Here is a 12,962-nt window from a genome sequence, read left to right on the forward strand (position 1 = left end):
CTCTTTTGTAAAAAAAAGGTGCAGCTGCCCAATCGCAGCTGCACCTTGCTCTATATCCTACAGTATTGCCAATCAGAAGATGTCGTTGGCGATGACGATCGTCTCGTCGCGGTTCGGGCCGACGGAGACGATACCGAGGCCGATGCCCGTCACCTCTGCCATGCGCGTGAGGTACTTCTTGGCATTCTCTGGCAGGTCTTCGTACTTGCGGACCTTGGTGATATCGCACTTCCAGCCCGGGAACGTCTCGTAGACCGGCTCGACTTCGGCGAGGACCTTGAGGCTTGCCGGGATCTCGTTGAGGATCTCGCCCTTGTACTTGTAGGCGACGCACATCTTGATCTCGTCGAAGCTGTCGAGGATGTCGAGGCGCGTGACGGCCATGTAGTCGATGCCCGAGAGGATGCCGGCATAGCGGACGACGCAGGCGTCGAGCCAGCCCGTGCGGCGCGGACGGCCCGTGACGACGCCGTACTCGTGGCCGACTTCACGCAGCTTCTCGCCCGTCGCGTTGAGCTGTTCCGTCGGGAACGGACCCTCGCCTACACGCGTGCAGTAAGCCTTGACGATGCCGACGACCTTGTCGATCTTCTGCGGAGCTACACCGGCACCGATGGCGACGCCGCCCGAGATCGGGTGCGAAGCCGTGACGTACGGATACGTGCCGTAGTCGATGTCGAGCATCGTGGCCTGTGCACCCTCAAAGAGGATTTTGCGGCCGGCCTTGATCTCCTCGTCGAGCAGGGCAATCGTGTCGCAGACGTACGGGCGCAGGCGGTCTGCATAGCCGTTGTACTCGGCGAGGATCTCATCATAGTCGAGCGGCTCATGGTCGTAGAGCAGCTTGAGCTCGCGGTTCTTGATCGCGAGGTTCTCTTTGAGGCGCTTTGCGAACTCCTCCTTGTCGATGAAGTCGCAGACGCGGATGCCGATGCGGTTGTCGCGGTCGACATAGCACGGGCCGATGCCGTTGTGCGTCGTGCCGACCTTGCCCTTGCCGCGCGCATCATCGGCGAGCTGATCCATCAGGCAGTGATACGGCAGGACGAGCTGCGCACGGTTGCTGATGCGGATGCCAGAGAGATCGATGCCGCGCTCTGCGAGGCTGTCCATCTCCTGCAGCATGACCTTCGGGTTGAATGCGACACCATTGCCGACGACGCAGTGCGAACCCTTGAAGAGGATACCCGACGGCATCAGGCGCAGCTTATAGTCTACACCATCGACGACGACGGTATGGCCGGCATTGCTGCCGCCCTGGAAGCGGACGACCGTTTCAGCCTGCTGCGCGAGATAGTCGACGATCTTGCCCTTGCCCTCGTCGCCCCACTGGGTGCCCGTTACTACTACTGTTGACATAATGAGTCTCTCCTTTATGATGGATCATCCGGTGCGATGTCCACAGACATAGAAAAGCCTTCTCCCCGAAGGGAGAAGAGGCTTTCATTCACTAGTTGTATGCTCAGAGGCCGAAGCGCTCGAAGATCATATCGACATGGCGCAGGAAGTACTTGTAGTCGAAGCAGTCATCGATCTCTTCCTTCGTCAGGTACTTCGTGATATCCGGGTCCTGCTCGACGCTCGTGCGGAAGTCCTGGCCTTCCATCCAGCGCTTCATGGCATTGCGCTGTACCCACTTGTAGGCATCCTCGCGCAGCACACCCTTGTCGACAACCGACAGCAGGATGCGCTGGCTGTAGATCAGGCCGCCCGTGCGGTTCATGTCATGGAGCATCTTGTCCGGGTAGACGAGCAGCTTGTCGATGATGTCCGTGAGCTTCTGCGTGCAGTAGTCGAGGTTGATCGACGAATCCGGCAGGATGACGCGCTCGACGGACGAGTGGGAGATATCGCGCTCATGCCAGAGCGTGATGTCCTCGAGAGCTGCGACGGCATTGCCGCGGTTCAGGCGGGCCATGCCGGAGATGCGCTCGCAGTTGATCGGGTTGCGCTTGTGCGGCATAGCGGAAGAACCCTTCTGGCCTGGGGAGAAGTACTCCTCAGCCTCGCGGATATCCGTGCGCTGCAGGTTGCGGACTTCCGTCGCGATCTTCTCGAGCGTCGAGGAGCAAATGGCGATCGACGTGACGAACTCAGCGTGGCGGTCGCGCTGGATGACCTGCGTGGCGAGGCGCACCGGCGTCAGGCCAAGCTTCTTGCCGACCATCTGCTCGATCTTCGGGTCGATGTTCGAGTACGTGCCGACAGCGCCCGAGAGCTTGCAGACCGAGACGATCTTCTTGGCATGCTCCATGCGCTCAATGTCGCGCTCGATCTCAGCGCTCCAGAGCAGGAGCTTGAGGCCGAACGTCATCGGCTCTGCATGGATGCCATGCGTGCGGCCGATGCACGGCGTATGCTTGAATTCCTTCGCGCGGCGGCGCAGGACCTCGCGGAACTTCTTGAGGTCATCGAGGATGATCGTGCAGGCATCGCGCATCATCATGCAGTATGCCGTGTCCTTGACATCCGAGGACGTCAGGCCCTTGTGGATGTACTTGGAGTCATCACCAACATTCTCGGCGACGTTCGTCAGGAACGCGATGATGTCGTGGTGCGTGACCGACTCGATCTCATGGATGCGGTTGACATCGAATTTTGCTTTCGCGCGAATGTTCTTGGCAGCCTCTTTCGGGATCTCTCCGAGTTCGGCCATGGCATCGCAGGCAGCCATCTCGACATTCAGGATCTGCTGCCACTCGTTCTCGATAGACCAGAGATGGCCCATTTCCGGCTTAGTATAACGCTCGATCATTTAGTGATTTCCTCCTCAATTTCCTGGCGGCGTCTCTGCACCGCGGAAGTGAAAACACGACGAAAAAACTCAAATTGACTTCCCGACTGTCTTGCCTCCGGAAAGTCTCGTTTTGAGTTTGGAGAAGTTACCAATATTCCCTTATCTATCATATCATCTTGCAGGCCCCAGTGTCAATGTACCCGCCCGTTTCCTACAATATAGGAAGCAGAGCCGATCCGCACAGGCGCATCATTCCCCAAAAACAAGTAGAGACAAAAATAAAAGCCGTGCGCAATGCGCACGGCCTGGATGTCAATATGGTGCTCGCTGAGGGATTCGAACCCCCGACCCCCTCCATGTGACGGAGATGCTCTAGCCAACTGAGCTAAGCGAGCGAACAAAAAAGGTTTCGCCGTTCGACGAAACCTCATCTTTCATAAATGGTGGGGTTAACAGAATTCGAATCTGTGACCTCCTCGATGTCAACGAGACACTCTAACCAACTGAGCTATAACCCCATGTCTTAACGACAAGATTTATTATAAAGGAGTCCCCTCGAAATGTCAACAGGTAAATCCAAATTTCTTGAAAAAATTTTTGGCACCTCGATTTGCCCCCATCTGACCCCCTCCAAACACAGTATCGTGGTATAATGAGGGGCAGGATACTATCAATTGTTTGGGGGATTGATTTTATGAAAGACTTACTCGACGTCCACATGCACACGCTGGCCAGCGGCCATGCCTACAACACGATCCGCGAGATGATTGCAGCTGGCAGCAAGAAGGGGCTCGCACTCGTCGGCATCGCCGACCACGCACCGGCCATGCCGGGCTCGACGCACCGCTTCTACTTCGAGAACCTGCGCATCTTTGACCGCGAGGTCTACGGCAAGGAAGCCGGCGTGGAACTCCTCATGGGCGTGGAGCTCAACATCCTGAACACGACGGGCAAGGTCGACCTTGAGGAGAAGGCACTGCACTCCGTCGACTACGCCATCGCGAGCCTGCACGACCCCTGCATCAATCCGGGTACGGAACTCGACAACACGACGGCCATCATGAGCGCCATGTGGGTGCCTCAGGTCAAGATCATCGGCCATCCGGACAATCCGCGCTTCCCGGTCGACTTCGACAAGATTGCCAAGGCTGCCAAGGAGCGCCACGTCCTGCTCGAATGCAACAACAGCTCCTACCGCCCGGGCGGCAGCCGCTCCGGCTCGCGGGACCTCGCCAAGAAGATGCTGCAGGCCTGCAAGAAGTACGGCACACACGTCATCATGGGCAGCGATGCGCACATCGACCTCGATGTCGGCAATCATGCGCTCTCGGAAGAAGTCATCCGCGAGGCCGATTTCCCGGAAGAACTCGTCATCAACAGCTCGCCGGAGAAATTCAAGGAGTGGATCCGCGCCTGACGCCTCTGCCCTGTATTTTGCCTTACAGAGCCTCTGTCATATTGACGGAGGCTTTTTCCTTACTTATAATAGTAACGTTGTAAATCTTATTTATCATGCTGCGCTAATGCATTGTAGACAGAAAAGGGAATGGTAAAAAATGAACTTGTTCCGTACCAAAAGTATTGAGCAGATGCGCGAGACGGCTGCTCATTCGGGCATGGCCAAGACGCTCGGCGCCTTTGACCTCATCCTGCTCGGCATCGGCTGTGTCATCGGCACAGGCATCTTCGTCCTGACGGGCGTCGCCGCCGCCAAGTACGCGGGCCCGGCCGTCACGATCTCCTTCATGATCTCCGGACTCGCCTGTGCGCTCGCCGGCCTCGCCTACGCAGAATTCTCCTCCATCGTGCCGGCTTCGGGCAGCGCCTACACCTACACGTATGCATCGCTCGGCGAGTTCATCGCCTTCATCGTCGGCTGGAACCTCATCCTCGAGTATACCGTCACCGCGAGCGCCGTCGCCTCGGGCTGGTCAGGCTACGTCACGGGTCTCCTGCTCTCGGCGGGCATCGACCCCGGCCACGCGCTGACACACGTGCCGGCAGACGGCGGCATCATCAACATCCCCGCCATCTTCATCACGCTGCTGCTCTCCGTCCTGCTAATCCGCGGCACGCAGGAGAGCACGAAGCTCAACCGCATCCTCGTCGGGGTCAAGCTCACGGCCATCGCCATCTTCCTGCTGCTCGCCATCCCACACGTCGACACGATGAACTGGGAGCCCTTCATGCCGTTCGGCGTTTCGGGCATCTTCGGCGGTGCGGCCATCGTCTTCTTCGCCTACATCGGCTTCGACGCCGTCGCGACGAGCGCCGAGGAATGCAAGAACCCGTCGCACGACCTGCCGATCGGCATCATCGGCTCGCTCGTCATCTGCACCGCCCTTTACGTCGTCGTCGCCGGCGTGCTGACGGGCATCGTGCCCTACACCGAGCTCAACAACCCGGAGCCAGTTGCCTTCGCCCTGCGCTACATCGGCTACAACCTCGGCTCCGCCGTCGTCGGTGTCGGTGCCATTGCCGGCATCACGACCGTCCTGCTCGTCCTGCTCTACGGCCAGGCCCGCATCTTCTTCGCCATGAGCCGCGACGGCATGGTCCCGGCGCGCGTCTGCAAGATCCACAAGCGCTACCACACGCCGTACATCGTCACCGTCATGGGCGGCATCTTCGTCTCGATCATCGCGGGCTTCGTCCCCATCGGCGTCATCGCCGAGATGGCCAACATCGGCACGCTCTCCGCGTTCCTGGTCGCGGCCATCGGCGTCCTCGTCCTGCGCATCACGAAGCCGGACGTGCCGCGCACCTTCCGCTGCCCGCTCGTCTGGCTCATCGCGCCGCTCGCCGTCCTGACCTGCGGCTACCTCATGTACCACCTGCCCTGGGAGACCTGGGTTCGCTTCATCGTCTGGTGCACCTTCGGCTGCCTCGTCTACTTCGGCTACAGCTACCAGCACAGCGCCCTCGCGCATCCGCACGACGACGAGGAATGAGTGCGGCGAAAATCACGCCGCCGGTACATTATGCTTTGACAAAAATTATGACCTGGTATAAAATTAAGGCTGTAACGAAGAAGAATTGTCCTGTGCTACAGGAGCATCTCTGCTCCTGAGGAAGGAATAGGGAATAGAATGTTTGTACATGAACTGATCTGCCAGGGGGAGCCTGATTCCCTCGCCATCGTCGATCACGAGCGCCGCATCACCTACCGCGAACTGCAGGAGCACGTCGCAGCCTGCCGCAACCGCCTCTACGCTGCCGGAGTCCGCGTCGGCGACCGCGTCAGCATCTTCTCCCGCAACAGTGCGGACTACATCTACGCCTACATGGCGATCGCCTCGCTCGGCGCCATCGCCGTGCCGATCAATTTCCAGCTCAGCAACCGCGAGATTGCCTACATCATCAAGGATTCCGGCTCGCGCCACATCCTGACGTACCAGCCGCTGAACCTCGTCGACGCGCTCTCCGCCCTGCGCTGCGACATGCGCGTGACACAGCACGACATCCGCCAGATGGGCAAGATTGACGCGAGCATCCCGGCTGCGCCGTCCCTGCCGCCGACCTTCGATGAGCAGAACCCCTGCGTCATCATCTACACGTCCGGCACGACGGGCTCGCCGAAGGGCGCCGTCCTCTCGCATCGCAATCTCGTCACCAACGCCAGTCAGATGAGCATCATGCACTGCAAGGCCGAGCACCACGTGCTCTGCGTGCTGCCGATGTACCACTGCTTCGGCTGGACCTGTTCCGTGCTCTACCCGCTCTACTGTGGCGCCGAGATCGTCATCCTCGACTCCTTCACGCCGAAAGAGACGATCAGCGTCATCCGCGAGGAGAAGATCAACGACCTCTACATCGTGCCGTCGATCTGCAGCCTGCTGACGAAGCTCGCGAGCAAGGAAGACATGGCCTCGCTGCGCCTCGTCGTCTCGGGCGGCACGACGCTGCCTCTGCAGATTGAGCAGGACTTCATGAACAAGTTCGGCGTCGACATCTGCGAGGGCTACGGCCTCTCCGAGACGTCGCCGGTCGTCACGATGAACCCGCCCGAAAAGCCGAAAGTCGGCTCCTGCGGCCCCGTCGTGCCGGGCGTCGCCTGGAAGCTCATCGACTCCGACGGCAACGAAGTGCCGAAGGGCGAGGCCGGCGAGCTCATCGTCAAGGGCGACAACATCATGCTCGGCTACTGGAACCTGCCCGACGCGACGAAGAACGCGCTGCGCGGCGGCTGGCTCCACACGGGCGACGTCGCCCGCGCCGACGAAGAGGGCTACATCTACATCGTCGACCGCATCAAGGACATGATCATCAGCATGGGCGAGAACATCTACCCGCGCGAAGTCGAAGAGCTCATCTACCAGTTCCCGGGCATCAGCGAAGCCGCCGTCGTCGGCATCGACGACAAGCTGCGCGGCCAGGCCGGTGCCTGCTTCTACAGCCTGCACGACGGCGCCTCCATCAACATCCGCGAGCTCAAGAAGTTCCTGCAGGCCAACCTCGCGCTCTACAAGATTCCGCGCGAATTCCACGAGCTCCCGTCCCTGCCGCGCACCTCGACCGGCAAGATTGCCAAGCGCCAGATCCTCAAGGACTTCCTCGCCAAGAAGAACGCCAAATAATCGCATACAGCAAAAGCCGGAAGGTCTCTCATCCGAGAAACCTTCCGGCTTTTTTGTCGTGATTTGCGCGTTACTTGCTGTTCTTGTCAGCAGGCTTGTTGACGCGGACGCGCTCGATGGACGGCGTGCCATCCTTGTGGCGCGCGATGACATCGATGCGGATGTGCTCGAGCTCTGGCTCGAACTCCTGCACGAGGCGGTCGCTGAGCTCCCTGCCCGCCATCATCTGGTTGTAGACAATCTGGGCGAATTCGTAGCGGGTCATCATGCGATCCCCCTTGAACTCCCCATCCGGATACCCGTCGAGCAGGCCGTTGCCAGCCAGCTCCGAGATCTCCTTGTAGGCCCAGTGATTCTTCGGCATGTCCGGGAAGAGCTTCGTCTTCGCCGGATCGAGCTGCTTGCCAGCCGCCACATCGACGAGGGCACTGCGCAGGCTCTCGACCTCTTTGCGCAGGTCCTTGATCTCCTTGGCCATGGCCACGCGGCTGTTCGAGACATGGTTGCCCTGGCCGAACTTGAAGCTGACACCGGCATTGACCATGTTCTCGCCGCCGCCGACCGTGCCGCCAACCGAGAACGTCGTGTCCTCATTCGGACGGTAGAACGCACCGACAGCCGCCGCATTCGCGCCACGGTAATTGCCGTAGCCCACCGCGAAGTCCCACTTGTCATCCGGGTCGAAATCCTGCGGATGCAGGGCCGCGAGAGCAGCCGCACCGGCGCCGACGCGGTCGACGCGGCGGTCCACCTTGTCGATGGCCCCGCCGAGCGCCCCGACGCTCTTCTTGAGCTGCGAGACATTGACCGCATCGCCGTCAGCCGTGCCAGGAGCCACATCGTGGATCTGCTGGCCGCCCATGGAGACATTGCTGTTCGTGACTTCCACGGCATGGGTATTGTCGCCGTTAGCGGCAATCTTAATGCCGCTATTGGTGATGGTCGTACCGGCTTTGCCATCACTGCCCGCAATGGTCAGGCCGCTGTCATTCATCGTGGTCTTGCCCGTCGTGACACTGTCAAGGCCGCCGAGGTTCTTCGCCAGGCGCAGGGACAGGCCATTCGCGCCATTCTTGACGACACCGATGTTCTTGTCCTCAGCAACTTCCGTAGCGCCGCCCGTCAGGCTCAGCGCGCCGCCAAAGTCGACATCGACGGTCTTGCCATCATCGCCCTGATACGTGCGCTTCGTCTGCTTGATATTCGACACATCCGTCTTGATGTTTGAGACATCCTTCGTGATGTTGTCAATCTTGCCGTTGACATCACCGATCTTGCCATCGACAATGTTCTTCACATCGCCGATATTGGCAGCGTTCTTGTTGTCGCTGTCATCGCCCTTGACAATACCGCTCTTGACATTGGTGATGTTCTTGCCACCAGCGTCAATACCCTTGCTGTCGATCGTGACACCGCCAGCCTTGATGGAGCCATCGCTGCCGAGGTCGACATCTTTCTTCAGGCCGATGTTAAGCGACTTGCCATCGTCGGAAACAGCCGTGGTGATATTGCCATCCCCATGGATGCCAATGATACTGCCGAGGTCTGCCTTGACAGCCGTCCCCTTGTCATCTGCCAGGCCGAAGCCGCCGCCCTGTTTAACGTCAGTGATACTGCCCTTCACCTGCTGCAGCTGTTCTTCTGTAGCAGCTCGGCCAGCTTTGCCGAAGTCAGGCAAATCGACACTCTTATTCGTCAGGCCCGTGATGGTCGACGAGCCATTGGAGCTATTGAGCTTGAGGCCGCCCGTCATAGTGATGCTGTCGATATCCGTCAGATCCTTAGCCAACTTGATATCAAGACCATCACCAGAGCTATTGGCTACTACGCCGATGTTTTTGTCGGTGAGCTTCGTGGTATCAGCTCCACCGGACATCTTCAGCGTGCTGTTCAGCAGGCGCGTCACATGTCCGTTGTCGCCAGCGACGACAAGACCATCGTCCATGGTAGCCACATCATGAGACTTATCGTTCTGGTCCTTATAGGTCAGACGAGTCTTAGAAGTATTATCCTGAGACAGATTCTGTGCCCCATTCTGGGCAAACAGGCTGGTGAACGCTCCCCCAGAACCGACAAGATCCAGATAGCCTACGCCATCGTTCTGATGGAGCGCAGCCGTCACTGTCCTAGCGTTGCCATCGCCGTCGCTCAGGGCAATGCCAGTATCGCCGGTGATGTTCACCTCTTTGGCAGAAGCGCCCTTGAACTGCATGCTGCCATCCACACCGGCAACAGCCGTGCCATCTGTATTCTTCCCTACGTGGGTACCCACTTCCAGGTGATCCTGGAGTTCTACGGAGACGTAGTCATTGCCATCATGATCCTTCTTCACCTTGGTCAGGATATTGGCCTTGCTGCGGTCCCAGAAATCCCCGGAGCCATCGTTTTTCTCATTAGTTACCGGAGCATCGCCATAGATGCGGATGGATTCACCGAGATTCTTCTTGACCGTCACATCTCCCCCATCAGCCAGGCCGCCGGCGGTAATCCCAAACTGGGCACTGTTTACAGAAGTCTGGATGGAATCGCTGACTTTCTTCAGCTGGTCTTCCGTAGCCGCCCGGCCGGAAACATAATCTGTACCGTCCCAGGTCGTATTTTCAAGGCCGGTGACATAGTTTCCGGTGCTTTGTACCTTCCCCGCGCTGATGACCGTCTGTTTGCCCATGACCACCGTGCCGGCCGTCACCGTATTGAGACCGGTGATATCCTTGGCCAGCTGCAGGGAAAGGGTGGTATTGCCATCCGTATCCTGGCTGGCAATGACGCCGATGTTGTTGTTCTTCGTGGGATCTGTGGAATTATCCACCAGTTTATCCCTCGTGACACCGCCTTTGATGGTCACTTTCTTATTGAGCGTGGTGTTGGCTGTTTCACCATTATCACCAGAGAGCTGCAAACCATCTTCCAGCGTAGCGACGGTATGGGTATGCTGGCTATCGCCGGAATACGTGATGCGGGACATGTTGGTCTTCAGGGCAGTCTTCGTATCATCCTTGGTATCCTGATAGCCTGTGCTGATGGAAACAGGCTGGATTGAACCATTGTTGCTCGTTCCGTTGATAATCAGGGTACCTGCCTCTCCGGCTTTATCCGTACCGGTGCTGGCTTTTCCCAACGTCAGTGTATGGGCATTGAGGTCACGATCCAACTGAACGGTCAGGGTACCCGTATCTTTATTAGCCAGGACCTGCACATTGGCGCCGCCATCATAGGTGCGGCCATCCGCACCGGTTCCCTGAATGATCAAAGTGTCGCCCAGATTTCGATGAACCGTAGTATCCTCATTATTGCCTTTAAAGTTCAAACCCGTAGCTGTCAGGTCTGTCTTCACGCCATTGCTGACAGTCTGCAAGTCGCCAATGGTGGCCCCATGGTTCAACACATCTCCAGCAGCATTTTCAATGGTCGTACCATTCAGGCCGCTCTGTACATTGGTAATCTGCTTGCCGCCGTTGGACAGGCCATCGGTGGTCAGTTTTACCTTGTCCGCATCAGACCCCTGCTTCGGCGTAATGACAACACCATTGCCATCTACCACCGTAGTGGCTCCAGTTGTCCCATCCGTAAGGGTCGTCTTCGTCAGGTTCAATTCTTTATTCAGAGAAACGACAATGGCCTTGTTGGCAGAATCTGCTTGCGTGGACAGGTTGGTGTCACCGCCAGTAGTAATCTTGATGGAACTGCCGAGATCCTGCTTGACCTCCGTTGCATTCGTGCTGTCTGCCTTATCTGCGCTGAGGCCAAAGCCGCCGCCCGTAGCCGAGCCATTGACAATGGACTTGGCCACCTGCTGGAGCTGGTCTTCCGTAGCCGCCCGGCCGCTGACGATGCCGTCCTTCGACCACTGCGTGTTGGTCAGGCCCGTGATGTAGTCGCCAGTCGCAGAGTTGGGGCTGGTACCGTTGTTGGCAATGGTCTGGGAGCCAATCTTGATGCCACTGCCGGTGGTGCCTGCAGTCGGCGCAAAGCTGATGGTACTCATATCCGTCAGGTCTTTGTTCAGCTTGATGGTCAGCCCGTCACCAGCATCGTTCTTCACCACGCCGATGTTACCATTGGTCAGGCCGTTGGTATCAGCCCCGCCCGTAATATTCAACTTGCTGTTGAGCGCCCTGCTGACCACATTTGTTGCATCGGTCTTAGCATCATCACCGGCAAATTTCATGCCATCGTCGAGGGTGGCAATGGTATGGCGCGTATTCGGGTCATTGTCCACCGCATATTCCAGACGGGGTGAGGTTTCAGAAGACAGGAAGCCCTTGCCGCCATAGTCCTGATACAGTGCCGAATAGCGGCCGCCGTTGTTACCCAGATGAATGGAACCGTCACTGCCGTCCATCTCCACATAGGCACCCTTGGCACCAGTAACTTTTACACTGCCATCAACGGTATTCGATCCTGCCGTCAGGCTAGTGGCAGTCAGGTTATCGTCCAGTTTCACCGTAATGGTGCCGTTGTCCATGGTAGTGGTGATGTTATCCGTGTTATAGGTGTGCTTCTCTTGTGCTGCACCGCCCAACACGCTGACAGTTCCTCCCAACTGGGCATTGTAGGTAGCACTGCCATCCGTTTTTTCAGCAGCATTGGCCCTGAAATTCAGGCCTTGCTGCAGAGCCGCATTGCTAGCGATGCCGGAAATCACTACATCCGTAGGAGTACTTCCCGCTACGTTATTTTTTACCTTGAGTGTTACCTTGCCGTCACTGTCTACGGTGTATGCACCACCGTCAGCAACCACCAGATGGCTGTCCTGATCCAGGACGTTGGTCAGGTCAATCCCCGGAATGGCATCGCCGCCGTTTTTCGTTAGTGTCAGCGTTTTACCATCGGCACTGACACTGCCGCCGGTGACATAGTAATCGTGGAGACCAGTCAGATTGCCTGTAGTCTTATTAGAACGCTGCAATGTACCAGTTCCATCGCCCTTTGTATCATAAGAAACAGATCCGCTCTCTACATAAATATCAGCGGTAAATTGCAAGTTGAATTTGAACACTCATAATCAAGAAACACACTCAATAGCATAAACTTCATCGAGGAATGCATCAAATAGTTCTGACGGTGTATGGTAGCCCAAAACACGACGTGGGCGCTGGTTCAGTGTATCTGCCGTGTTCAGGACATCCTCATCAGAGAACCGCTCCATGGACATGCCTTTTGGGATGAAATCCCTCAGTAGGCCATTGTGGCGTTCATTCTGAGCCCGTTCCCACGAACTGTACGGATGCGTAAAGTACACCTTGGTGCCAAGATGCTCGAACTGCGACAGAGTCTCAAACTCAGGACCGTTATCGGCCGTCATCGTCTTAAAAATCTGGCTGAAGCGTTCTGTGCCATACAGCTCCTGCAACTGTGCAAGAGCGGCTTCAACGCCGGCACAGGTACGTCCAGGAATGCGGATGGCGATGTAGTTGCGTGTAACCTTTTCAACAGCGGTAAACACTACTGCCTCACGGCCTGCGCGCTGACCAACGACTGTATCCACTTCCCAGTGGCCAATCTCCGTGCCATCATTGACGATGGCAGGACGTTCCTCAATGGAGCGCCCCTTCATACGCTTGTTTTTACGTACCCATTTGCGGTGGTCAGTTGTAAAATGAACTTGAACAGTTAATCAAAAAATAAAAATCCATAGTGAAGCTTCA

General features: G+C 57.5%; 6 protein-coding genes, 2 tRNA genes and 1 pseudogene. 3 read left to right on the plus strand and 6 right to left on the minus strand.

The genetic code is table 11. The features are described from left to right. Positions 1–72 precede the first annotated feature (72 nt). The 4 genes from QDI87_RS07075 to QDI87_RS07090 all read right to left on the minus strand — a co-directional run bounded on the left by QDI87_RS07075 (position 73) and on the right by QDI87_RS07090 (position 3,255). The gene (locus QDI87_RS07075) at positions 73–1,359 is read right to left on the minus strand and encodes an adenylosuccinate synthase (protein WP_278742695.1); all 1,287 of its coding nucleotides are present in this window, start codon (positions 1,357–1,359) and stop codon (positions 73–75) included. Positions 1,360–1,462: 103 nt separating this feature from the next. Further along, positions 1,463–2,755 carry an adenylosuccinate lyase gene (gene purB / locus QDI87_RS07080; RefSeq protein WP_036378460.1) on the minus strand — a complete coding sequence of 431 codons (1,293 nt, stop codon included), beginning with the start codon at positions 2,753–2,755 and terminating at the stop codon, positions 1,463–1,465. Between the two features lie 300 nt (positions 2,756–3,055). Further along, a tRNA-Val gene (locus QDI87_RS07085) sits at positions 3,056–3,132 on the minus strand. A gap of 46 nt (positions 3,133–3,178) precedes the next feature. Next, positions 3,179–3,255, minus strand: a tRNA-Val gene (locus tag QDI87_RS07090). 176 nt (positions 3,256–3,431) lie between these two features. On the opposite strand from QDI87_RS07090, the gene QDI87_RS07095 reads away from it, so the two are divergent. The 3 genes from QDI87_RS07095 to QDI87_RS07105 all read left to right on the plus strand — a co-directional run bounded on the left by QDI87_RS07095 (position 3,432) and on the right by QDI87_RS07105 (position 7,314). Then, a complete protein-coding gene (locus QDI87_RS07095) occupies positions 3,432–4,154 on the plus strand; it encodes a phosphatase (RefSeq protein WP_278742698.1) in 723 nt (240 codons plus the stop codon). 139 nt (positions 4,155–4,293) lie between these two features. Further along, positions 4,294–5,688, plus strand: a complete 1,395-nt coding sequence (locus tag QDI87_RS07100) for an amino acid permease (RefSeq protein WP_036378462.1) — start codon at positions 4,294–4,296, stop codon at positions 5,686–5,688. 138 nt (positions 5,689–5,826) lie between these two features. Further along, positions 5,827–7,314, plus strand: coding sequence for a class I adenylate-forming enzyme family protein (locus QDI87_RS07105; protein ID WP_055160431.1), 1,488 nt, complete (start codon positions 5,827–5,829; stop codon positions 7,312–7,314). A 70-nt stretch (positions 7,315–7,384) separates the two neighbouring features. On the opposite strand, the gene QDI87_RS07110 is transcribed toward QDI87_RS07105, so the two are convergent. Together QDI87_RS07110 and QDI87_RS07115 are read right to left on the minus strand one after the other, a co-directional pair. Next, positions 7,385–12,223 carry a YadA-like family protein gene (locus tag QDI87_RS07110; RefSeq protein WP_278742701.1) on the minus strand — a complete coding sequence of 1,613 codons (4,839 nt, stop codon included), beginning with the start codon at positions 12,221–12,223 and terminating at the stop codon, positions 7,385–7,387. Positions 12,224–12,319: 96 nt separating this feature from the next. Beyond that, positions 12,320–12,898: pseudogene (locus QDI87_RS07115) on the minus strand (IS30 family transposase); the annotation flags it as partial. Between the last annotated feature and the right edge of the window lie 64 nt (positions 12,899–12,962).

Source organism: Mitsuokella jalaludinii, assembly GCF_928722185.1.
Taxonomy (GTDB): Bacteria; Bacillota; Negativicutes; order Selenomonadales; family Selenomonadaceae; genus Mitsuokella; species Mitsuokella jalaludinii.

Coding starts and splice junctions, on each gene's coding strand:
- QDI87_RS07075 (WP_278742695.1), bottom strand. CDS start 1,359: ATGTCAACAGTAGTAGTAACGGGCACCCAGTGGGGCGACGAGGGCAAG.
- purB (WP_036378460.1), bottom strand. CDS start 2,755: ATGATCGAGCGTTATACTAAGCCGGAAATGGGCCATCTCTGGTCTATC.
- QDI87_RS07095 (WP_278742698.1), top strand. CDS start 3,432: ATGAAAGACTTACTCGACGTCCACATGCACACGCTGGCCAGCGGCCAT.
- QDI87_RS07100 (WP_036378462.1), top strand. CDS start 4,294: ATGAACTTGTTCCGTACCAAAAGTATTGAGCAGATGCGCGAGACGGCT.
- QDI87_RS07105 (WP_055160431.1), top strand. CDS start 5,827: ATGTTTGTACATGAACTGATCTGCCAGGGGGAGCCTGATTCCCTCGCC.